The organism is uncultured Friedmanniella sp. (assembly GCF_964244005.1).
Classification (GTDB): domain Bacteria; phylum Actinomycetota; class Actinomycetes; order Propionibacteriales; family Propionibacteriaceae; genus Microlunatus.
Genome location: NZ_CAXTHG010000019.1, coordinates 23558 through 46077, shown reverse-complemented (window position 1 = coordinate 46077; position 22520 = coordinate 23558). Strand labels below are relative to the sequence as shown.

Genomic DNA, 22520 nt, shown 5'->3' with positions numbered 1-22520 from the left:
GATGCCCGAGCCCCGCAACCTCGTCGCCGGCAACTGGGTGGACGGCGGCGACGCCACCATCGCTGTCGTGAACCCCGCCGACGGCCAGGTGCTCACGACCATCCCGGACACCTCCGCGACCGGTGTGGACGAAGCCGTCCGGGCGGCGCGGGCCGCGCTGCCCGCCTGGCGTTCGACCACCCCCTTCCAGCGGGCCGCCGTCCTGCACCGGCTGGCCGCCGTCGTCCGCAGCGACCTCGACGGGCTGGCCCGGCTGATCACGCTGGAGATGGGCAAACCGATCGGCGAGGCGCGCGGGGAGACGGCCAAGCTCGCCGACGCCTTCGACTACTACGCCGAGGAGGGCGTGAGGGTCTACGGCGAGACCGTCCCCAACGAGCAGGCCGGCGTGACGAGCATCGTCCGGTACGAGCCGGTCGGCGTGGTCGGGGCCATCACCCCCTGGAACTACCCGCTGGAGCTCATCGGCTGGAAGCTGGCGGCCTCGCTCGCCGCGGGTTGCACGATCGTCGTCAAGCCCTCGGAGTACACACCCTCGAGCGCCGTGCGGTTGTTCGGGCTGCTCGCGGGCGCCGGCGTGCCGGACGGGGTCGCGAACCTCGTGCTCGGCGCCGGCGTGGCAGGACGCGCGCTGGCGTCCCACCCCGACCTGGACAAGCTCGCCTTCACCGGGTCCGAGGCGACGGGTGCCGCCATCACGCGCTCGCTGGCCAAGGCCATCCCGACCTCGATGGAGCTCGGCGGCTCCTGCCCGCAGATCGTCACCGCGAGCGCCGACATCGACGACGCCGTCGCCGGGTGCGCGCGCCGCGGCTTCCGCAACGCCGGGCAGATCTGCATCGCGATCAACCGGGTCTACGTCCAGCGCGCCGTGCACGCCGAGTTCGTCGACAAGCTGACCGCAGCCGTCGCCGCGCTGAGCATCGGACGCGGCCTCGACGACCCGGACGTCGGTCCGGTCACCAACGCCGAGATCCGCGACCGGTGCGCCGCGCACGTCGAGGACGCCGTGGCCCGGGGCGCTCAGGTCCGCGTCGGCGGCGGCAGCCCGGCCGACCGCGAGGGCACCTGGTTCTCCCCCACGGTCGTCGACCACGTCGCCCCCGACAGCCTGCTCGGCAGCCAGGAGACCTTCGGCCCGGTGGTCGGGGTCGTCCCCTACGACACCTCGGAGGAGGCGGTCGCCCTGGCGAACGGGACGGACGCGGGCCTCGCGGCGTACCTGTACGCGCGCGACCTTGGCGAGGTGTTCTCCATCGGCCACGCCCTCGAGTTTGGCAACGTGGCGGTGAACAACCCGGACGCGGGCATCATGAACGCCCCCTACGGCGGCCGGAAGGGGTCGGGGCACGGCTCTGAGCACGGGCGCGAAGGTCTCCACGCCTACCTTCAGCTCAAGCACCTGCGCATCCGGTACGCGCGGTGAGCGGGCACTGGCTCGGCGTCGATCTCGGCACGTCCGGGGTCAAGGTCGTCGCCGTCGACGACTCCGGTGACGTCGTCGCCACGCACACCTGCTCCTATCCCCTCCAGACGCCGAGGCCGGGATGGACCGAGCAGCGCCCCGACGACTGGTGGGACGCCACGCTCGAGGCGGTCCGGGCCGTGGTCGTCGCGGTCGACGGCGCGGTGACCGGCATCGGTCTGTCCGGGCAGATGCACGGCATGGTCGCCCTCGATCGCCACGGAGAGGTCCTGCGCCCGGCCATCTTGTGGAACGACAACCGCAACGCCGCCGAGTGTGAGCTGCAGGTGGAGCGGGTCGGGGGCCTCGACGCCCTCGTCGGGCTGACGAACAACGCCGCCCTGCCCGGCTACACCCTCGGCAAGATCCTCTGGCTGCGCCGGCACGAGCCGGATGTGTTCGAGCGCACGGAGGTCGTGCTCAACCCCAAGGACTTCCTCCGTCTTCGCCTGACCGGCGAGCGCGCCACCGACGTCTCGGATGCCTCCGGCTTCGGGGCCCTCGACGTGCGGCGGCGCCGCTGGAGCAGCGACCTGATGGCCGCGCTCGAGCTTTCGGAGTCGCTGCTCCCGCCGGTCCTCGAGTCCGACGCCACCGCGGGCCGGGTCACCCCCGAGGCCGCCGCCCTGACCGGCCTGCCGGTCGGCACCCCGGTCGTCGCCGGTGGCGGCGACTCGGTCCTCCAGACCACCTCGATGGGCATCGTGTCCCCCGGCACGCTCGGCATCACGCTCGGCACGGCCGGCATCCTCGGCGCCGCCACCGAGAGCTGCCCCGACAACGCCGGGGGCCGGCTGCAGATCTCCTGCGGGAACGAGGCCGGGCGCTGGCACGTCATGGGTGTCGCCCTCTCCACCGGTGGTGCGCTGCAGTGGTGGACGAACGCCCTGCGCGCGCTGGTGCCGGACGCCGGCAACGCCACCGTGACCGAGCTCGCGAACCGCTCCCCCGTGGGCGCTCGCGGTCTGCGCTTCCTGCCCTACCTCGTGGGCGAGCGCGCCCCGCACGTCGACCCGGACGCGCGCGCCGGCTTCGTCGGCCTCGACCTCTCCCACGACCTGACCGACTTCTCGCGCGCCGTCCTCGAGGGAGCACTGCTGAACCTGCGTGAGATCCGTGACGTGATGGCCGACGCCGGCGTAGCCACCGACGACGTCCGGATCTCCGGCGGCGCCTCCGCCTACCCGGTCTGGCGGCAGACGCTGGCCGACGTGCTCGGCACCCCCGTGCACCTGGTGACCGGCGGCGAGCACGGAGCCGCGTACGGCGCGGCCCTGCTCGCCGGGGTCGGAGGGGGCCGCTGGGCCCACCTGTCGGAGGCGCTGGGCTACGTCGTCGTGGCCGAGCGGGTCAGCCCCGACCCGGCCGCGGCGGCGGTCCACGATGCCAGCTACGCCGAGTTCCGCCGGATCTACCCGGCGCTGTCAACCCTGAGGACCCCGTGACCACCTACCGCACCATCGTCTTCGACCTCGACGGCACCCTGGTCGACTCGACCGTCGACATCGCCGGCGCGCTCAACCTCGCGCTCGAGCCTCTCGGCGGGCGCGCCCTCGGCGCGGTCGAGGTGGCGCCGATGCTCGGCGACGGCGTGGCCGCCCTGGTCGCCCGGGCCGCCGGCCTGTCCGGGGTCGAGGGGGCCGATCTGCCGGCCGTAGCCCGGCACTACCTGGCGGAGTACCGGCGTCGGCCGGTCGTGGACTCGACCCTGTTCCCGGGGGTCGAGCAGACCCTCGCCGCGCTGCACGAGGCCCGGGTCCCGATGGCGGTCTGCACCAACAAGCCCGAAGCCATCGCGCTCCAGGTCCTCACCGGGCTGTCGGTGGCGCACTACTTCCCCGTGGTCGTCGGCGGGGACCGGATCGAGCGCAGCAAGCCCCATCCAGACCACCTCTGGCTGACGGTGGCGGAGCTGGACGCCGACCCCTCGACTTCCGTGCTCGTCGGGGACTCGCCCGTGGACGAGCACTGTGCGAGCGCCGCGGCGATCGACTTCCTCGCCGTGCCCTGGGCTCCCGCCGCGCTCCTCGGGCGCCGCCTGTCCTCCTTCGAGGCCCTCACCGGCCTCGTCGCCGTCTGAACTATCCTCACCACCCGTAGGAGGCGTCCATGACCACCACCCCGATCGCCACGTCCAGCGACCAGGACCGCGCCAAGCTCGCCGCTGGTCGGTCCGCCGCTGCGAAGTACTGCTTCGAGGGCGCACGTCTGGGCCTTGGCTCCGGCACCACGTCCCACTACTTCGTCCGCGCACTCGCCGAGCAGGTCCGCGACGGCCTGCGGGTCGTCGGTGTGCCGACGTCGAACGGCACCCGGGACCTGGCCCTCTCGCTGGGGATCACGCTGGTGGACCTCGACGACGTCGACCAGCTCGACGTCTGCATCGACGGTCCCGACGAGATCGACCCCAACGGCTCGATGATCAAGGGCGGCGGCGCCTGCCTGCTGTGGGAGAAGCTCGTCGCCCGTACGAGCGCCACGATGGTCGTCGTCGCCGACCACACCAAGGCGGTGCCGACGCTGGGGAGATTCCCCCTGCCCGTGGAGATCGTGCAGTTCTCGTGGGGCACCACGACCAAGGCGGTGCGCGCGCTGCTGCGCGAGCACGGCTACCCGGCCGACCTCGGCATCGCCCGCCGCGAGCGCGGCGGCTCGCCGGTGGTCACCGACAACGGCAACTTCATCATCGACGTCCAGCTCGACACCGCCCGTGACGTGAACGAGCTGACGGTCGAGCTGAACGAGATCCCCGGGGTCGTCGAGAACGGCTTCTTCGTGGGCATCGCCGACGAGGTCGTCTTCGGCTGGCCGGACGGCTCGGCCCAGACCTACCCGTTCCCGCTCGAGCTCCCGCTCCGGCAGCCCGCACGCTGAACCCGATCCGCAGCCCAGAAAGGACCCGAACACCATGAGTTTCGTACCGCTCAACGCCGTGCTCGCCGACGCCCTGGCGGGCGGCTACGGCGTCCCCGCCTTCAACATCGTCAACGACGTCAGCACCGAGGCGGTGCTGGAGGCGGCCGCCGAGGAGCGATCGCCAGTCATCCTGCAGACGTCGGTCAAGACCGTTCGGATGTACGGCCACAAGAAGCTGTTCACCATTCTCGCCGGGCTGGCCGGGGACGCCGCCGTACCGGTCGTGCTGCACCTTGACCACTGCCCCGAGCGCGAAGTCATCTCAGACTGCCTGCAGGCCGGGTGGACGTCGGTGCTGTTCGACGCCCACGAGCTCGACGTCGCCGAGAACCTGCGGCAGACCGTTGAGGTCGTGGCCGAAGCGCGGGCCGTCGGGGCGAGCGTCGAGGGCGAGATCGAGGCCATTCAGGGCATCGAGGACGGGATCGGCTCCGACGAGGTGTCAGCGGAGCAGTCCCTCGAGGTGTCGATCGACTTCATCGAGCAGACGGGCGTCGACTGCTTCGCCCCCGCCATCGGCAACGCCCACGGCCAGTACAAGTCCGCCCCGGTGCTCGACCACCAGAAGGTCAGCGACCTGCTCGAGGCCACGGGGGTCCCGATGGCCCTGCACGGCGGCACCGGCCTGGCGCCCGAGCAGTTCCAGGACCTCGTCGCGCGCGGCTGCGCCAAGGTCAACATCTCGACCGCGCTCAAGGAGGTTTTCCTGCGCTCGAGCCTCGCGTCGCTCCGACGGGCCGAGGACAAGGGCTCGTGGGACCCGCTCACGCTGTTCCGGGACCAGAAGGAGGCGGTGTCGGCGATGGCCCGCGACCACATGCGCATCTTCGGCAGCGCTGGGCAGGTCCGATGACCGCGCTGGTCTTCGACTGCGACGGCGTGCTGGCCGACACGGAGCGTTACGGCCATCTGCCTGCCTTCAACCTCACCTTCGAGCACTTCGGCCTTCCGGTCCGCTGGGACGTGGACGAGTATGCCCGTCGGCTGAAGATCGGCGGCGGCAAGGAACGCATGGCGAGCCTCTTTGCCGACCCCGGCTTCGCCGACGCCGCAGGCATCGCCGACGACGAGACGCTGCGCCGCGACCTGCTGGCGCAATGGCACCGCCACAAGTCCGCGTCGTTCCAGGAGCTGGTGCGGGACGGGCAGCTGCCCGCGCGGCCCGGCGTCGCGCGCCTGATCCCGGCGGCCCTGGAGGCGGGCTGGACGGTCGCCGTCGCCTCCACCTCGGCCGAGGCGTCGGTGCGCGCGGTGCTCCAGCACGCGGTGGGACCCGAGGTCGCGGCGCGCATCCCCGTCTTCGCCGGCGACGTCGTGCCGGCCAAGAAGCCCAACCCGGCCGTCTACGATCTCGCGGTCACCGAGCTCGGGCTCGACCGGCACGACACCTTGGTGGTCGAGGACTCCCGCAACGGTCTCCTCGCCGCCACCGGTGCCGGACTCACCTGCCTGGTCACCGTCAACGGCTATACCCGCGACGAAGACTTCAGCGAGGCCGTCCTGGTGGTGTCGGACCTGGGCGACCCGGGGCACGAGCCGGTCGAGGTCATCGTCAACCGTGGACCGGCGACGCCCAGCGCCTACCTGACCCTCGACGATCTCGCCGCGTGCCTGGCCACCAAGACAGGTACGGCGCTGTGAACGACAAGCTCACCGGGGTCCTCGTCCCGGCCACGACCCCGTTCGACGACGCGGGCGACCTGCGCCTCGACTGGCTGGAGCACAACCTCCGCCGCTGGAGCACGACGAACGTGCGCGGGATCATGGTCCTGGGCACGAACGGCGAGTTCCGCTCGGTCGCCGACGACGAGGCCCGCGCCGTGGTGGCCACCGCAGCCGCCAACCGCGGGGACAAGACGCTGATCGTCGGCGCGGGGCGGGAGTCGACCCGGCTGACCGTGCAGTTCATCGCGAGCATCGCCGAGCACGCCGAAGCGGTCGACTACGTCTCCGTCCTGCCCCCGCACTACTTCAAGAGCGCCATGACCGGGGAGGCGCTGCGCGAGCACTACCTCGCCGTAGCCGACCAGAGCCCTATCCCGGTCCTGCTCTACGTGGCCCCGAGCTACGCCAACGGCGTACTCATCCCACCCCCGGTGGTGGCATCGCTGGCTGACCACCCCAACATCGTCGGCATCAAGGACACCTCGACCGACCAGATCACGTCCTACCTGCTGGCCGCGGGCGGTCGTGACGACTTCTCCGTCCTGGCCGGGACGATGAGCACGATCATGACCGGCCTCCTCTTCGGCTCGCCCGGCGGCGTGGTCTCCGCGGCGAACTTCTTCCCCGACGAGTGCGCCGACGTCGTCCGGCTCGCGTCCGAGGGCAGGCAGACCGAGGCGCTCACTGCGTACGCCGACCTCCAGCGGCTGATCACGATCACCGGCGGACGTCGCGGAGTGGCCAGCCTCAAGGCCTGCATGAACCTGCTCGGCTACCGGGCCGGCATCCCCCGCGCCCCGGTCCGTCCGCTCGACGAGGACGAGCGACGCGCGGTGCGCGACGCGCTGGTCGCGCACGGCAAGATCGTGGACGAGGGAGGGAACCGCTAGTGCTCGCCCTGTCCATCGACTTCGGTACGTCCTCGGTTAAGGTGGCGATCGTCGACGAGGGTCAGTCGATCATCGCGACGGCCAGCGCCGCGTACCCCACCATCCTGCTGCCCGGGGAGAAGAACGAGATCGACCCTGACGACCTGTGGGCGGGCTGCTACCGGGCCTGCCAGCAGCTCGACCCCGCACTCCGGAAGCGGGCCGAGGTGGTCTGCTACGACACCTTCTCGCCGTCGCCGGTCTTCGTGCGTCGTGACGGTTCGCTGTCTTACCCGAACATCGTCACCCACCTCGACCGCCGCAGCCGAGCACAGGGCGCCTTCATCGATGAGGTGGTCGGTAACGAGCGCTTCCTCGACATTGCGGGGATCCTGCCCTTCGCCGGCGGTGCCGGGGCGATGACCTTCATCTGGTTCGCGCAGAACGCGCCCGAGCACCTCGCCGACGCGTACCGGATCGGGCACCTCCCGACCTACGTGCACCACCGGCTCACGGGCGAGTGGACGACCGACTTGGTCAACGCCTCGATGACGGGTCTTTACGAGACCACGACGCAGGGCACCTGGTCCGACGAGCTGCTCACCGCCTTCGGCATCGACCGCTCCCTGCTGTGCCGCATCGTCGTGCCGGGCACCCCCGGTGGCAGTCTGCGCCCGGAGGAGGCCGAGCGGCTCGGCGTCAGAGCGGGCATCACGGTCGCCGTCGGCACCAACGACATGGCCGCCGCACAGTGCGGCGCGGGCAACGTCGAGGCGGGTCGCGTCATGAACACGGCCGGCTCGAGCGACATGGTCAGTGTCTTGACCGACCGGCCGGCCACCAGCCCCGGTTACTACCTGCGCAACGCCGCGATCCCGGGGCTGTGGCAGATCTACGCCACCACGGCGGGCGGCTTCGCCCTCGACTGGTTCTGGGCTCAGTTCTGCCAGGACCTGAGCCGCGAGAAGTTCTACGACGACTTCGTGGTCCGATCGCTCAACGCCTGGCCACAGGACGGCGAGGTCACCTTCGCCCCCTACCTGACCGGCGACCGCCAGTCCCTGGAGAGGCGCACGGCCAGTTGGCAAGGGCTCACCCTGGGTACCACCCGCGAGGAGATGCTCGCGGCGCTGCTGAAGAGCATGAACCGCGTACTCGCGGACACGCTGCGTCAGGCGTCCGCTGTCGTCGCGCTCGACCCGGTCGTCAAGCTGACCGGCGGGATGTCGGACGCAAAGTACGTCGCACTGAAGAAGCGAGAGATGCCGGGCTTTGACTTCGAGGTGGTCGACAACTGTCCGATCCTCGGCAACGTCTGGCTCGCGCGCCAGGGGCTCGGGGTGGCCTGATCACTCCTGCCTGGGCCAACCGATCATGAGCTCGGACGCGGCGGGCCACGCCGGAGTCGATTGAGAGGCCGGTGCGGCCATCTGCTCGTCCAGTCCTGACCGAACAGGTGTGACACGCGCCGGGAGGGTCGAGCTCGAAGTTCGCCACGATGCGGAGCTCGTCAAGGTGACTGAGGCCAGCGGGAGCTACCGAATCGGGCCTGCGACGTCTCTGGGTGGGGGTTGATCCAGGCGGCGGAGGGGAGGTCGATGATGTCGGGGTTGTTGCTGAGCTTGATCGCACAGATCGGCGGTGGGCTCAGCGGAGGCCGATGCCGGCCGTTCGTCTGCCGCGAAGCGCCTGCAGCACGTGCGGACCAGGGATCGGTCCGCCTCGTCCGCCTGGGCGGCGGCGCGCGCCCCTCGTCGTCCACGTGGGTGAGGAAGGTTCGCCGGCCGACACCTGGACCGACATCCCCTGGATCTTGGGTGCCGCCCATGTCTTCCTCGTCCTCGTCAGCGGGTCGTCGTGGCGCCAGCCGTCGGGCCGGCTCGAACGGAACCGCTGAGAAGCCTGGTCGTGTGGTAGCTCGGCGTCGGCCCGCGCACCGGTCGGTATGCCCGAGCTGACCCGACACTCTCGCAGGGACCGACTACGGATGCTCGTCATCGGCGGCGGACTGACAACCCCCACCTCTGGTAGGAGGAGCCGCTTATAGGGTGAGGGGGAACGTCCTTGACCTCAACACCAAGGGAACACCATGACCAGCATCGTCATCTTCGGTGGCACCGGCTATGCCGGCTCCGCCATCGCCCGTGAGGCGCTCTCTCGCGGCATCGCCGTCACCGCCGTCGCCCGCGACACCTCGAAGCTCGAGCCGGTCGAGGGGCTGACCCTGGCGCCGGGCGATGCCTTCGACGCCGACGTCGTGGCCGCGGTCACGAAGGGTGCCGACGTCATCGTCGTCGCACTGCACGCGGTCCAGGCCGACGGCACTGAGCTGAAGGACAAGTTCCAGCAGTTCCTCGACGCGGCCGCTGCGGTCGGTGCTCGCCTCGGCATCGTCGGCGGCGCCGGCTCGCTGCTCGTGGCCGATGGCGGTCCGGCGCTGTTCGACACCCCGGCCTTCCCGGACGCGTTCAAGCCCGAGGCGAAGAGCCACGCACAGATCCTCGACTCACTCCGAGCCGGCGGCACCGACGTCGACTGGTTCTATGTGAGCCCCGCGGCGAGCTTTGGCAGCTACAACCCCGGTGAGCGGCGCGGCACCTACCGCAGCACCGACGACGTGCTGCTCACCGACGCCGACGGCAACTCTGACATCTCGGGGGAGGACTACGCCATCGCCTTCGTCGACGAGGTCGAGGACCCGAAGCATCATCAGGCGCGTTTCGGCGTCGCCTACTGACGCGGCTCCACCTCCTCGACCTACCAGTGGCGCGACACTGTGGTGCCGTCGTGCGCGGCGGCACCGTCGGCTCATTGGTGACGCCAGCGACTCGACTGGCCGGAGTCACTCGTGGAGTGCCGACCGACTCAGGTCTGTCGGCTTCTCGGGCGGCGAGCTCAACGCCGCGGACCCGGTCGGAGGAGCGGTTGGTTCAGGCGTCAACAGGCCCTCTCAGCCATCGTTCGAGCGCTGCGAACGTCTGGCGGCGGACGTCTGGCGGCGGAACTCGGAGCTGACCGGGAACGCGACGTCATGGGAGGCCTTGGTGAAGCGCGAGACGACAACCGGCAGCGTCCCACCGAAAGGCCGCTCAGGGGTGGGTTCGTAGTCCCGGGAGCTTGCGATGGTCGGCACTATTCGACATCATAGCCACATGTATCCACAGTTTTCCCCAAGATCGGGCGCTGATGCTCGCAGCTGAGCGCCATGCACGGATCCTCCAGGAGATCCGAGATGCCCGGATCATCAGCACGGACAACCTCTCGCGCGTGTTGGAGGTGTCGGGCGAAACAATCCGCCGTGACCTGACCAACTTGGAACGTCAAGGACTGCTGGCCCGAGTCCATGGCGGCGCGGCGGTGGTTCCGTCTGCCGGTACGGCCCGCCAGGAGGCGTCGTTCGTCGAGCGCGCAACAGCCGCGAAGGAAGCAAAAGAGCGCATCGGTCAGACGGCCGCCAGGTTGGTCAAGCCCGGACAGACCATCGTGATAGATGTCGGGTCAACAGCTCTCCAGGTGGCCCGCGCCCTGCCGTACGACCTGTCGGCCACGGTGGCGACCTGCTCGCTGCTGGCCGCCACCGAGCTCGCCGATCGTCCGAACCTGGAGGTGCTGGTGTGCGGCGGCCGGCTCCGTGCTGGCGACTTGGCGTTGTCGAACACCTTGGCGCAGGCGTTCTTCGCCGACCTTCACCCCGACCTCGTGTTCCTCGGCTCGGGCGGTGTCGCCGCCCGCGTCGGACTGACCGACTATCACCTCGACGAGGCGGTGGTTCGCCGCACCATGATCCGCAACGCCACCGCCTCCTACATCCTGGCCGACTCGAGCAAGCTGGGCCGGGTGGTCAGGCACCGCGTCGCCGGCCTGGACGAGGTAACCGGGCTGATCACCGACGCTGAACCACCTGCCGGCCTCCGATCTGCCTTCGAAGGCTCCGGGGGATACGTGCTCGTCGCTTGAGAGGCCGTCGTCGTGAGGTGCTCGAGGCACCAGCGCCGAGCAGTCCTGGTCGACCCGTCGCTCCGATCAGCCTGAACACACCGAGGAAGGCCCGACCGTGTCCGAACCAGCAGCCGCCAGCCCGGCTCCCGGCGCAGCCGTGCTGTGGGGCAACGTCTCCGCGGCCACGCGCACCCCCTGGCCGCGACGGGCGCTGTGATCGTGGTCGGCGAGGGGGTCCTGGCGGTGCTCGCGTGGCCAACCGACGCACCGTTCAGCCTGTTCGGCGCCGCCACGCTGCTACCCGTCGCGATCTGTGCCGCAGCTGTCCTGCTCGACATCGCGAAGCGGCGCTCGCTACCGTCCAGTCAGGGATTCCCTCTGGGCCGCTTCGAGGTGCCTGTGCTGCTTATCCGGGGTGGTGGACCGTCCGACCGTCCGCTGCCTGATCTGGCTTCGATCGATGCCGAGCTCGACGCAACCGCCGCCGCCGGCAGCCACGCCGACTCCACGGCCACCGAGGTGCCCGGGCCGCGGAACGAGGGCCGCCGGTGACTATCGTCCTGGCGATCGATCAAGGCACCTCAGGCACCAAGGCTGTCGTCGTCGACGCTGATGGTCTGGTCCGGGGCACCGCCGAGCGGCTCGTCCGACCCCGTTACCTACCCGACGGCGGTGTCGAGCAGGATCCCCAGGACCTGCTCGCCTCCGTGGTCGACAGCGGCCGGGAGGCCATGTCGCGGGCTGGTCTGGACGTCGACATCGTCACCATCGCCAACCAGGGTGAAACCGTCCTGGCCTGGGATCCCAGCTCCGGGCAGCCGTTGTCGAACATGGTCGTCTGGCAGGATCGTCGCGCCGAGGACATCTGCGCCGGCCTCGACGGGGAGCGCGACCTGATCCAGCAGCGAACCGGGCTGGTGCTCGACCCGTACTTCTCCGCCCCCAAGCAGGCGTGGCTCCGGCGAAACGTCACCCGGAGCGGTGTCGTCACGACCTCTGACAGCTGGCTCGTGCACCAGCTGACCGGGGCGTTCGTCACCGACGTGTCGACGGCTAGCCGGTCGTTGGTCACCGACCTCGACACCGGCGCCTGGGACCCCGAGCTGCTGGACCTGTTCGGGCTGGCTGAGGAGCGGCTACCCGAGATCGTGCCCTGCGACACCATCGTCGGTACCACCACCGCATTCGGACGGACCGCCCAGGTCGGCGGTCTCGTCGTTGACCAGCAGGCCGCTCTCCTCGGCGAGGGCTGCCTGCAGCCCGCAGAAGCCAAGTGCACGTTCGGTACCGGTGCGTTCCTCCTGGCCAACACCGGTACCACATCGATCCGGTCCAGCTCGGGACTCACCGCCTCGATCGCCTGGCGTGCTCGCGGCGAGACCACCTACTGCCTTGACGGTCAGGTCTACACCGCTGCTTCCGCGGTCCGGTGGATGGAACAGCTCGGCTACATCTCCCACGCTGCCGAGATGGACGTCATCGCCGCAGCTGACAACGGTGGAGTCATCGCGGTCCCCGCTCTCGCAGGCCTGGGCGCCCCTTGGTGGCGACCCGACGCCAAAGCCTCGCTGCACGGGATGACGCTGTCGACGACGACCGGACATATCGTTGTCGCCGTCCTCGAAGGTATCGCCGCTCAGGTCGCCGAGCTCGCCAGCGTCGTCTCCCGCGACCTCGGCACCCCGTTGAGTCAACTCCGGGTCGACGGCGGCCTGACTCGGAGCCGCACCCTGATGCAGGCTGTGGCGAACCTGCTGCAGCTCGAGATCGAGGTCTACCCCAATCCCCACGCCACCGCACTCGGAGCCGCCGCACTGGCCCGCACGGCGGCCGACCCGTCGCTCTCGGTCGCCGACGCGCTGGTCAGGTGGACCCCGACCCTCAGCTACGGGCCCCAGTGGAGTCCGGAGCACGCCCTTGAGTTCCGAGCGCGCTGGACCGCTGCCGCTCTCGACGACCGCTGACCGCTGAAGCCCGACCCCAGACCATCGACCTTGCCAAGGAGAAGCTCATGACCAGCACCCGCACCCGTCCGACCGTTGGCGTCGTCGGCGGCGGCGTCGTCGGCGCCGCCCTGATCTACACACTCGCCCACCGCGGCGTCGACACCGTGCTGCTCGAAGCCGACAGCGGCTTCGCCTACAGTGCCAGCGGTACTAACTCCGGTGTCCTCCACACCGGCTTCGACTCCACTCCGGGCCAGCTGGAGACTGAGCTCATCCTGCGCGCCGCCCGGCTGCGTCCGCCCGTGCTCGAAGCTCTCGACCTCCCCGTCATGCACTGCGGAGCCGTCCTGCGACCCCAGCAAGCCGAGGACCACGACACCATCGCGCGACTCGCCCGCGCCGCCACCGACAACGGGGTAGAGGTCACCGTTCGCGAGCAGGATGGCGCGCTCCTCGTCCCGGGAGAGTCGGTCACCGATCCGGTCGCGTTCACCCAGGCCATGATTGCCGCTGCCGTGGCCGCCGGCGCCCACGTCATGACCAACGCCCGAGTCAACGCCATCACCCCGACCAGCAGCGGGCTCGATCTCCATCTCGAAGACGGTCGCACCGTCGCCTGCGCGGTGGCCGTCAACTGCGCCGGCCTCTACGCGGACGAGGTCGCCCGACTCGTCGGGGACGAGTCCTTCGAGATCTATCCGCGTAAGGGCGAGTTCTTCGTCTTCGAGCTCCCGGACGGGAAACGACTCGACCACATCGTCCTACCGGTACCCACCAAGCGCACGAAGGGGGTTCTGGTCTTCCCTACTCTCGACGGGAAAGTTGTCGCAGGGCCCACCGCGGTCGACCAGAGCGACAAGACCGACTGGAGCGTCCGAGCCGAAGCCGAGGATGAGATCCTCAGCAAGGCCCGTCAGCAGTACCCCGCCCTCGAGGGACTCACCCCCATCGACAGCTATGCGGGTCTGCGCCCGGCGGGTCGAGACGCCAACTACATCATCGGCCCCTCCCACGCCTGCCCCCGGCTGATCAACGTCGCAGCTATCCGCTCTACCGGCCTTACCGCCTCGCTCGGTATCGCCGACTACGTGAGCGACCTGCTCGTGCCCCTCGGTATCACCCTCGGCCCGACCACCCTGCCCAGAGTCAGCTCGCGCGAGCCCAGCAGCGAGCTGTGGTGGCAGCGCACATCGAGCCGCTTTCGCGGCATCGTGGGCTGACGATCCGCTGGCCCGGCGGCCGTGGGACCACGCCCGCTCGTCACAGCCGCCCATCCGGAGCCACGAGTCAGCGCAGCCTTGAGAACCGGCCGCCGACCCGACACACGTTCGGGCACAGCCAGAAGGCCGATGCGCCAGGCGCGCAGCGCCAAGTCCCCAGTTCCCAAAGACGTCGGTCCGGGGACGACCTCGATCGGCGAAGCTGTCCTCGTCGAGTCCTAGTCGTCCTCGGTGGCGGTGACCATCACCGCGACCGGGGCGAGGTAGCCGTTCGGGTCGAGCATCCAGCCGGCGTCGAACGCGGCCTCGACCACCTCGGGCGCCCACTCCAACCGGACCCGGCCATCCCCGGCGTTCACCACCAGCAGCTCACCCGTCCCGTCGACTGCCGCATCCGGGCCGGCTTCCAGCAGCTCGAAGCGCCGCCAGCTACCAGCAGGCACCGACAACATGTCCTGCGGCTCCAGGACGACGGATTCCTCCGCCTCCCCCGTGTTCAGCGTGACCTGCCAGCGCCCAGACTTCACCAGCAACGTCTGCGTCGCGGAATGGCGGTGCCGCAGCAGCCCCTCCCCCGGGATCGCGCGCAGCCACGCCATGTTGAAGCTGTGCGGCTCGTGCAGCCGCGGCACCTGACGGCGGTCCTCACTCATCCCGTAGCCGATGACCAACGCCAGCTCCCCACCCCCACCAGGCAGCGCATGTCCCAGCGACGCGCGAGAGCTGTAACGTCGGTCCCCCGCCTGGGTGACCCGACCCCGCATCTCCTCCACGCTGAACGGGGTCAGCTCATCGATGAAGGCCTGCTTCATCGGCTTGATCAACGGCACATCCGAAGGCAGCTCGTCCCCAGCAACCGTGTCGATCAACCGGTTGTCCGCAGTCAGGTGCAACCCGTAGGACTCGGCCTCCTTGAGCACCGAGGGCCCCCAGATGATACCGCCGGTCACATCCTGACCGAGGACGGTCAACAACAGCCCCTCATCCGGCCCCTCGTTGGTGAAACCCCGAAAGATCCACGCCGGCACCGAAATGATGTCCCCGTCATGGCTGACGTACTCACCCTGGAGCCCGTCCACACCCCAACGGACCCGGAAAGTGCCACCAAAGTTGATGAACACCTCAGCAGTGAAGTGCAGATGCAGGTTGTTGTTGACACCGTTCGGCATCCCCGCCGCGCCGACGTTGTAACCGTGCGGCTCACTGAGGTTGATGAACTGCTTCGCGTTCTGCGAAACACCAGGACCGATGAAGGCATAGTTAGCCTTCCGGTCCGAACCAGGCGTCCGGCAGTCGATAAAGGCAGCATTCTCGGCCACCCAGGCCGAGCGCCGGATCGTGCGACGCTCGAGCTCGGCGGACGGAACGAGTACTTCGGCCATGGGAATCCTTACTCGGGTCTAGCCGGAATGGGTGGTTCCGGGGCGATCAGTAGATGTTGGTGCTGGCGAAGGGAAGGTCGCCACGACGGGCCGCGATCTGCGTACGCAGGGCGATCTCGTCGTAGATGCGGACCTCGCGGACGATCCGACCGGCCTGGACCAGGAACTGCGAGACACCGAGGATCTCGACCGCGGAGTCGGTGAGCGGGCCGAAGTCGGCCGCCCCGTTGTAGCGGCCCTTGAAGACCCAGGTGACAGCGATCCGGAGGCCGGCGTAGCGGGGGTCGTCGTTCGTCGCCACGTCCCGGACCTCGAACTGCCCAGCCGGGAACGGCCGGATCATCCGGAGCAGGGCTCGCCGATAACCCTCCGGACGAATGATCGTCCGGTACCCGACCGTGTGCAGCACCAGGTCGCGGACCATGAAGCTACCGACCTTTTCCAGGCCACGCTGGTTCCAGACCTCTTCAATCAGCTCGAGCACCATCTCGACCTCGGGACGGTGGTCGTCCGGTCGCGGCCCGGAGTCGCCGGCCGCGATGACGTCGGCAGGGGCCGGTTGGGTCATGCTTCCGGTGAATCCCGGAAACAGCTTGTGCCGGGCGAGCTCATCGGGGTCCTGGCCGAGCTGCAGGGCGATGCCGAGCGCGTCGCGGACGACCCACTCCTCCACCATCCGCCCCCGTCGGTAGAGACAGTTGGCAATCGTCCGGCTCACGAAATCGTTGTTCCAGTCCGCGGAGAGGACCAGGTGGGAGCTCAGGAAGGCATCGTCGCCGCGCGCCTCCCAGATGACGTCCTCGGCCTGACTGATGCGGTCCGGGTGGTCCGCGATCCGCATCATGCTGCCCTCGATGACCTCATCCCGCCCGACCGAGGTACCGAACCCGCCGTGCACGATCGAGTCCGGCTCGTAGTTCTCCCGGATGAACCCGATGGCTCGGTCGACCCAGATCAGGTCGGTCACCTCTCGGATGAAGTCATCGGGGTCGGCGTAGGGGTGGTACGCAACAGGGTCGAGCGGCATGCGAGTCAGTGTATGCGTATGTATCGACACGGCGCAAGACGGGGTCGGCTCAGCGCCGGGGCCATTCCGCAGACAGTATTGGAGGATCCTGGGTGCGAGCGACGACCTCTCCAGGCGGGGACCAGAGGTCGTTCCCCAGAGCCGGGAGTCCTCCTAGGAGAGCGGAGGGGCGACGGACAGGGTGGCCCGCTCGATCAGCCGGCTTGGGAAGACCGCGTGCGCGAAAGGGGTCCCCGGCCCGTTCTCGATCCGGTCAACCAGCAGGTTGGCGGCCCGGCGAGCCATGCCGTCGAGGTCGAAAGCCACGGTGGTGAGCTGAATCAGGGACCACTGCGCGGGCGGGAGGTTGTCGAAGCCGACCACCGAGACGTCCTGGGGCACCTTGACGCCAAGGTCCCGCGCCGCGTTGAGGGCACCGAGAGCCACCACGTCGTTGCTGCAGACGATGACGGTAGGTCGGGGATCGCGCGTGAGCAGGTACTTCGTGCCCGCATCTCCGGTGTCGAAGTCGAACGGGCCGCGGTAGGTGTAGGCCGAAGCGATGGTGACCCCACCGGCTTCCAGGCCGCGGCGTAGCGCCACCTCGCGCTGAGCACCGGTGCTGGTGTTGCTCGGTCCGAGAATCGCTCCCACCCGTCGGTGTCCGTGGGTAAGGATCGCGGCGGCCGCGGCGTCGAGGCCGGACACGGGGTCGACGGTGGCTGAGTCAGCGTCGACCGCGTCCGAGATCCGGTTGAAGTAGACGAAAGGGACGCCGCGGTCGCGAAGTCGGACCGGGATCAGCGAGTTCAACGTCACGGTGGCCAACAGCACTCCGTCCACCGTGTTGGCAATCAACCGTTCCGCCACGGTGGCGGTGTCCGTGGTCTCCGTCTGCAGCATCAGCTGGTAGCCCCGCGTCTCGAGCTCGTCATGCATGTCGGCGATCACGTGGGTGTAGAACTGGTTGGTCAGGTCGGTCAGCAGCAGCCCGATGCGTCGGGTCCGGCCGCTCGAGAGGGCCCGGCCGGTCTCGCTGGGCACGTAGCCGAGGGCGCGCGCGGCCTGCAAGACCCGGTACCTGGTGTCCTCGGACACCTTGGTGCTGTTACGGAGGGCTCGGGACACCGTCGGCTGCGACACTCCGGCCAGTCGAGCGACGTCGTGGCTGGTCACCATGAGTCGATCTTCTCCCGTCCGGTCCGGATTGGCAGCATGCCGGCCATCTTGACGTCGGCTCGCGTCCCGGCGTACTTTACACATACGTATGTAAACGGTGTCTCGTGACGCTACCCCGATGGCTCGCTCGAGACGCCCCACAGGAGGAGACCACGTGCCCAGCTGGCTCAAGACGGCCCAGTCCAAGACCTTCGCCGACACCACGCAGGCCGACGTCAGCGACCGGGTGCGCAGCATCATCGGCGACATCCGCCACGAGGGCGAGCCCGCGGTCCGCCGCTACGCCCAGACCTTCGACCGCTGGGACCCGGAGAGCTTCCGGCTCAGCGCCGCCGAGATCGCCGAGATCATGGCCGGCCTGCCCCAGCAGGTCATCGACGACATCGTCTTCGTCCAGGCGCAGGTCCGGCGGTTCGCCCAGGCCCAGCGCGACTCGATGACCGACATCGAGATCGAGACACTGCCCGGTGTGAAGCTGGGCCACCGCCACATCCCGGTCCAGGCGGCCGGCTCCTACATCCCCGGCGGGAGGTACCCGCTCACCGCCTCCGCGCACATGACGATCGTGACCGCCAAGGTGGCCGGCGTGCCTCGGGTGGTGGCGTGCACCCCGCCCATCAACGGCGAGATCCCCGCCGCCACGGTCGCGGCCATGAGCCTGGCCGGCGCGGACGAGATCTACATCCTGGGCGGCGTCCAGGCCGTGGCCTCGATGGCTCTGGGCACCGAGTTCATGGACAAGGTCGACCTGATCGCCGGCCCGGGGAACGCCTACGTGGCCGAGGCCAAGCGACAGCTCTACGGCGAGGTCGGGATCGACCTGTTCGCTGGGCCCACCGAGATCCTGGTCATCGCCGACGATGCGGCGAACCCCTTCGTGGTCGCGGTGGACCTGCTGTCCCAGGCCGAGCACGGCCCCGAGTCGCCTGCGGTCCTGGTCACCACCAGCGAGGTGCTGGCTCGACAGGTGATGGAGCACATCGAGCGCATCCTGCCCGACATGTCGACCCGGGACTGCGCCGAGCCCGCCTGGCGCAACTTCGGGCAGGTGATCGTCGTGGACGACCTCGACGAGGCCTTCCGGGTGGCTGACGGCTTTGCCTCCGAGCACGTCGAGGTGCTGACCCGCGACCCCCGGGCCGCTCTGGAGAAGATGCACGACTTCGGCGCTCTGTTCCTCGGCGAGAACACCTGCGTCTCCTACGGTGACAAGGTGATCGGTACCAACCACGTGCTCCCCACCCTCGGAGCGTCGCGCTACACCGGCGGTCTGTGGGTCGGCAAGTACCTGAAGACGGTGACCTACCAGGAGATCACCGACGACGCCTCCAGCGCAGAGCTCGGCCGGGTCTGCGGTCGGGCCGCCCGGGTGGAGCTCTTCGAGGGACACGCCCGCAGCGGCGACGTCCGCGTCTGGCGCCACCTCGGGGAGCCGTACGCCTGGATCGACACGGCCCTAGGTGCGGACCTGGAATCGGCGGGTCGGACCCCGTGACGGACCGGAGCGCGGCGTGACGCTGGCTGGTCGCACCGCTCTGGTGACCGGCGGCGGCACCGGCCTCGGCGGGGCCATCGCCCGGGCCCTGCACGCCGAGGGCGCCGCGGTGGTCGTCGCCGGTCGACGGTCCGAGCCGCTGCGTGAGATCTGCGCCGAGCTGGGTGAGCGCGCCTCCTGGCGGGTCTGCGACGTGGCCGACCCGCAGTCGGTGCAGCAGCTGTCCGACTCGCTGGCCGAGGTCGAGGTGTCGGTCGTGGTGAACAACGCCGGGATCGCCGGCCCGGTCGCGCCGCTGGTCGATGTCGACGTGTCGGACTGGGACGAGGTCTTCGACGTCAACGTGCGCGGGGTCTTCCTCGTCTGCCGTGCCTTCCTGCCGGCCATGGTGGCTCGTGGCCACGGCGACGTGATCAACCTCGCCTCGGTGTCGGGGAAGCGCCCGTTGATCCGCCGGACGCCCTACTGCGCGTCGAAGATGGCCGTGCTCGGTCTGACCTCCACCCTGGCCTTCGAGGTCGGTCCGGCCGGCGTGAGCGTGAACAGCCTGTCCCCCGGTCCGGTGGAGGGTCCGCGGATGGACCGGAACTTCCGGCTCGAGGCCGAACGGTCGGGGACCTCCTACGCGGCCGCCATGGAGACCTTCGTGTCCCGGGCCGCCCTCGGGCGGATGGTGACCGAGCAGGAGGTCGGTGCGGCCGTGGTCGCGATGCTGGCGATGCCCGGTCTCTGCGGGGCCGACATCGACCTGTCGGCCGGGATGGTGGCCTGATGGCCGCCGCCTTGAAGGCACGGCTGGCGGCGGGCGAACAGCTGGTCGGTGTCCTGCTCCGGATGCCGGCCGAGGAGCTGACGGAGATGGTCGCCGTCAGCGGGTTCGACTTCATCGTGATCGACTGCGAGCACGGACCGGCCGACGTCGCCGACCTGCGCAGCCACCTGGCCTTGGCGGCGTGCCACGGGGTCGAGGTTCTCGTCCGGGTGGGCTCCGCCGAGCCAGCCCTGGTGCTGCGTGCCCTGGACCAGGGAGCCGCCGGGATCATCGCGCCGCACATCGACAGTGCCGCCGACGCGCAGGCGTTGGTGGACTCGGTCCACTACCCGCCGCTGGGCCACCGCGGGTTCGCGACGTACTCGCGCGCCGGGCGCTTCGGACTCACCGACCCCGGCGAGCACCGGCAGCGACTGGTCGAGGAGACTCTGCTGATCGGCATGATCGAGTCGCCGGCGGGCGTGGCGCGGGCGGCAGAGATCCTGGCCGTCCCCGGCATCGACGGCACCATGATCGGCACGGCGGACCTCGGGGCGTCCCGGACCGCGTCCGATCCGGCCCTCGCCGACCTGGTGGCTGAGGTGCACCGGGTGCTGGCCGGCTCGTCGGCACGGCGGATGGACATCGTCCCCGGCGTCGACGCGGCCGCGCAGGCGCTCGCCGGCGGCGCCGACCTCGTCGTCTACAACCTCGCGCACACCCTGATGGGCCACCTGGCCGACCTGAGGTCGGCCCAGCGCTGACTCGCCGGTCGGTCCAGACCTGCGGGCCGACCGCCAGCCGCGGCGGACGGCCCTCATCTGGTCCAGCCGTTCCCGCGGGGAGAGGTGCGCGCCGTGCACCTCTCCCACCGCCAGGGTCAGCTCGACTGGGTCCGGTCAGCCCTTGACAGCCCCGGCTGCCAGCCCCGCCACCAGGTACTTCTGCGCGATGAACGCGATGGCGACGACCGGCAGGGTGAGCAGCATCGCGGCCGCCCCGGCCTGCTGCAGCATGGGCAGGGTCTGCCCCAGCTGAGTGGCGATGAAGACTGGCACCGTCTTGGAGTTCACGTCGGTCAGGATCAGCGCGGTGAGGTACTCCTGGAAGGCGAAGAGGAAGACGAAGATCCCCGCGGTCAGGATGCCTGGTCCCATCAGCGGGACCATCACCCGGCGCAGCACCTGGAAGCGGGTGCAGCCGTCGATCATGGCCGCCTCGTCGAGGGTGACCGGGATCTCGGCGAAGAAGTTGCGCAGCAACCAGATGCTGAACGGCTGGTTGATCGCGATCAGGGCCAGGGCCAGGGCGTAGGTCGTGTCGTAGATCCCGATCGACTTGGTGATCTCGTACATCGGGAGCACCACGGCGAACCGCGGCAGCGCCCGGAAGATCAGCGCCAGCACGAGCAGGAGTCCAGACACCCAGCCCGGGAAGCGGGACAGTGCGTAGGCCGCCGGCAGTCCGATCAGCAGCGCCACCACCGTGCAGATCACCGCGATGATCACCGTGTTGATCAGGTAGCGGTAGAAGTCCGTCGTCTGCCACAGGTCGACGAACGCGGCCAGCGTCGGCTTGTAGGCGAAGACCGGCGGGTTGACGAAGGCCACGTCCGTCGGCTTGGTCACTGACAGGATCGTCCAGATGAACGGGCTCAGCATGACCAGGCAGGTCGCCCCGAGGAACAGACCGGCCAGGACGAGGAAGGTCTTGCGGCTCGACCGGGCACTGGGGCCTGGGCTGCCGGAAGCGACCCCGGTCCCGGCGCCCGTGGTGGAGAGCTTGCCTACATCGAGGGTGGTCATTTGGCTTTCGCCTCCCGGAAGACGTCGCGGATGAAGGGGGACAGCATGATCAGGATCAACACGATCGTCAGCACGCTGACCGCGCTGCCCAGCCCCAGGTTCTGGTTTCCCTCACGGAAGGCCTGGTTGAAGATGTAGAGCATGATCGACTCGTTGCCGATCGGGACCGCCTGCGGAGCGAGCGGGATCAGGTTGTCGAAGATCCGCAGGATGTCCATGATCGAGATCAGGGCCGCGAAGCCCACGACGCCACGGATGCTGGGAATGATCACGTTCAGGTGCTTCTGCAGGGTGTTCACCCCGTCGATCTGAGCGGCCTCGATCACCTCCTCCGGGACGCCCTGCAGGCCGGCCAGGATGATCAGCATCGCGAACGGCAGCTGGGACCAGACGACGTTCATCGCGATCATGACCCGGTTCGGCCAGGGGTCGGTGAACCACAGGATCTCCTGGCCGGTCAGCGAGCTGAGGGCGTAGTTGACCACACCGCCGAAGTTGCTGTCGAAGAGCCACGAGAAGGCGGCCGCCCCGACCACGTGGGGCAGCACGTAGGAGATCAGCAAGATGCCGAGCACGATCGGCCGGAACTTGCCGATCTGGTTCATCAGCGTCGCGATGATGTAGCCGAAGAAGAGCAGGACGACCGTGGTCACGATGGTGAGACCCACCGTGAACAACACCGCGCGACCGAAGCGGGAGTCGGTCAGCGCGCTGGCGTAGTTGGCCAGCCCGATGAACGTGCCCGGACTCCCGTAGGCCACGGACTCGAAGCTCCAACGAATCGTCCGGTAGAGCGGGACGACCAGGAACCCGAACATGATGATCACGCTGGGGGCGATCAGTACTGCGTACTCACGTCTGCGCATGCTCGAGCTCCTTGGT

22 protein-coding genes are annotated in these 22520 nt (G+C 69.4%); 17 read left to right on the top strand and 5 right to left on the bottom strand.

Translation table 11 applies throughout. The annotated features are described in order from the left end of the window. Window position 1: 1 nt before the first annotated feature. The 14 genes from ACFE76_RS13105 (at window position 2) to ACFE76_RS13040 (ending at window position 14020) form a co-directional block, all read left to right on the top strand. Window positions 2-1426, top strand: coding sequence for an aldehyde dehydrogenase family protein (locus ACFE76_RS13105; RefSeq protein ID WP_375432251.1), 1425 nt, complete (start codon window positions 2-4; stop codon window positions 1424-1426). Beyond that, window positions 1423-2910: a xylulokinase gene (gene xylB / locus ACFE76_RS13100; protein WP_375432205.1), complete on the top strand. Its 1488-nt coding sequence runs from the start codon at window positions 1423-1425 to the stop codon at window positions 2908-2910. The genes ACFE76_RS13105 and xylB overlap by 4 nt, the downstream gene beginning before the upstream one ends. After that, entirely contained in the window at window positions 2907-3545 is a 639-nt protein-coding gene (locus ACFE76_RS13095) for an HAD family hydrolase (RefSeq protein ID WP_375432204.1), read from the top strand. Before xylB ends, ACFE76_RS13095 begins: the two co-directional genes overlap by 4 nt. A gap of 29 nt (window positions 3546-3574) precedes the next feature. Next, on the top strand, window positions 3575-4339 hold the full coding sequence (gene rpiA, locus ACFE76_RS13090) for a ribose-5-phosphate isomerase RpiA (protein ID WP_375432203.1): 765 nt from the start codon (window positions 3575-3577) through the stop codon (window positions 4337-4339). Between the two features lie 34 nt (window positions 4340-4373). Next, the gene (locus ACFE76_RS13085) at window positions 4374-5234 is read left to right on the top strand and encodes a ketose-bisphosphate aldolase (RefSeq protein WP_375432202.1); all 861 of its coding nucleotides are present in this window, start codon (window positions 4374-4376) and stop codon (window positions 5232-5234) included. Then, on the top strand, window positions 5231-6022 hold the full coding sequence (locus ACFE76_RS13080) for an HAD-IA family hydrolase (RefSeq protein ID WP_375432201.1): 792 nt from the start codon (window positions 5231-5233) through the stop codon (window positions 6020-6022). The genes ACFE76_RS13085 and ACFE76_RS13080 overlap by 4 nt, the downstream gene beginning before the upstream one ends. Then, on the top strand, window positions 6019-6936 hold the full coding sequence (locus tag ACFE76_RS13075) for a dihydrodipicolinate synthase family protein (protein ID WP_375432200.1): 918 nt from the start codon (window positions 6019-6021) through the stop codon (window positions 6934-6936). The genes ACFE76_RS13080 and ACFE76_RS13075 overlap by 4 nt, the downstream gene beginning before the upstream one ends. Next, a complete protein-coding gene (locus ACFE76_RS13070) occupies window positions 6936-8264 on the top strand; it encodes an FGGY-family carbohydrate kinase (protein ID WP_375432199.1) in 1329 nt (442 codons plus the stop codon). Before ACFE76_RS13075 ends, ACFE76_RS13070 begins: the two co-directional genes overlap by 1 nt. A gap of 413 nt (window positions 8265-8677) precedes the next feature. Continuing rightward, window positions 8678-8812 carry a hypothetical protein gene (locus ACFE76_RS13065; protein WP_375432198.1) on the top strand — a complete coding sequence of 45 codons (135 nt, stop codon included), beginning with the start codon at window positions 8678-8680 and terminating at the stop codon, window positions 8810-8812. A gap of 192 nt (window positions 8813-9004) precedes the next feature. Beyond that, window positions 9005-9652 carry an NAD(P)-dependent oxidoreductase gene (locus ACFE76_RS13060; protein WP_375432197.1) on the top strand — a complete coding sequence of 216 codons (648 nt, stop codon included), beginning with the start codon at window positions 9005-9007 and terminating at the stop codon, window positions 9650-9652. 380 nt (window positions 9653-10032) lie between these two features. Continuing rightward, window positions 10033-10872 (top strand): DeoR/GlpR family DNA-binding transcription regulator, encoded by an 840-nt coding sequence (locus ACFE76_RS13055; protein WP_375432196.1) that lies wholly within the window; start codon window positions 10033-10035, stop codon window positions 10870-10872. Window positions 10873-11016: 144 nt separating this feature from the next. Next, window positions 11017-11406, top strand: coding sequence for a hypothetical protein (locus ACFE76_RS13050; protein ID WP_375432195.1), 390 nt, complete (start codon window positions 11017-11019; stop codon window positions 11404-11406). Then, window positions 11403-12818, top strand: a complete 1416-nt coding sequence (locus ACFE76_RS13045; protein ID WP_375432194.1) for an FGGY family carbohydrate kinase — start codon at window positions 11403-11405, stop codon at window positions 12816-12818. Before ACFE76_RS13050 ends, ACFE76_RS13045 begins: the two co-directional genes overlap by 4 nt. A 47-nt stretch (window positions 12819-12865) precedes the next feature. Further along, complete coding sequence (locus tag ACFE76_RS13040) at window positions 12866-14020, top strand: NAD(P)/FAD-dependent oxidoreductase (RefSeq protein WP_375432193.1); 1155 nt, start codon at window positions 12866-12868, stop codon at window positions 14018-14020. Window positions 14021-14238: 218 nt separating this feature from the next. On the opposite strand, the gene ACFE76_RS13035 is transcribed toward ACFE76_RS13040, so the two are convergent. The 3 genes from ACFE76_RS13035 to ACFE76_RS13025 all read right to left on the bottom strand — a co-directional run bounded on the left by ACFE76_RS13035 (window position 14239) and on the right by ACFE76_RS13025 (window position 17587). Next, complete coding sequence (locus ACFE76_RS13035; protein ID WP_375432192.1) at window positions 14239-15402, bottom strand: cupin domain-containing protein; 1164 nt, start codon at window positions 15400-15402, stop codon at window positions 14239-14241. Window positions 15403-15448: 46 nt separating this feature from the next. Then, entirely contained in the window at window positions 15449-16429 is a 981-nt protein-coding gene (locus tag ACFE76_RS13030; RefSeq protein ID WP_375432191.1) for an ester cyclase, read from the bottom strand. Between the two features lie 153 nt (window positions 16430-16582). Continuing rightward, on the bottom strand, window positions 16583-17587 hold the full coding sequence (locus tag ACFE76_RS13025; RefSeq protein ID WP_375432190.1) for a LacI family DNA-binding transcriptional regulator: 1005 nt from the start codon (window positions 17585-17587) through the stop codon (window positions 16583-16585). 154 nt (window positions 17588-17741) lie between these two features. On the opposite strand from ACFE76_RS13025, the gene hisD reads away from it, so the two are divergent. Genes hisD through ACFE76_RS13010 form a run of 3 tightly spaced genes read left to right on the top strand, consistent with a single transcriptional unit; the run spans window position 17742 to window position 20597 of the window. Then, a complete protein-coding gene (gene hisD / locus ACFE76_RS13020; protein WP_375432189.1) occupies window positions 17742-19082 on the top strand; it encodes a histidinol dehydrogenase in 1341 nt (446 codons plus the stop codon). Between the two features lie 16 nt (window positions 19083-19098). Continuing rightward, the gene (locus ACFE76_RS13015; RefSeq protein ID WP_375432188.1) at window positions 19099-19854 is read left to right on the top strand and encodes an SDR family NAD(P)-dependent oxidoreductase; all 756 of its coding nucleotides are present in this window, start codon (window positions 19099-19101) and stop codon (window positions 19852-19854) included. Next, entirely contained in the window at window positions 19854-20597 is a 744-nt protein-coding gene (locus tag ACFE76_RS13010) for an HpcH/HpaI aldolase/citrate lyase family protein (RefSeq protein ID WP_375432187.1), read from the top strand. Before ACFE76_RS13015 ends, ACFE76_RS13010 begins: the two co-directional genes overlap by 1 nt. Window positions 20598-20732: 135 nt before the next feature. Here ACFE76_RS13010 and ACFE76_RS13005 read toward each other — a convergent pair whose 3' ends face one another. Then, window positions 20733-21638: a carbohydrate ABC transporter permease gene (locus ACFE76_RS13005; protein WP_375432186.1), complete on the bottom strand. Its 906-nt coding sequence runs from the start codon at window positions 21636-21638 to the stop codon at window positions 20733-20735. After that, window positions 21635-22504: a carbohydrate ABC transporter permease gene (locus ACFE76_RS13000; protein ID WP_375432185.1), complete on the bottom strand. Its 870-nt coding sequence runs from the start codon at window positions 22502-22504 to the stop codon at window positions 21635-21637. Before ACFE76_RS13000 ends, ACFE76_RS13005 begins: the two co-directional genes overlap by 4 nt. Between the last annotated feature and the right edge of the window lie 16 nt (window positions 22505-22520).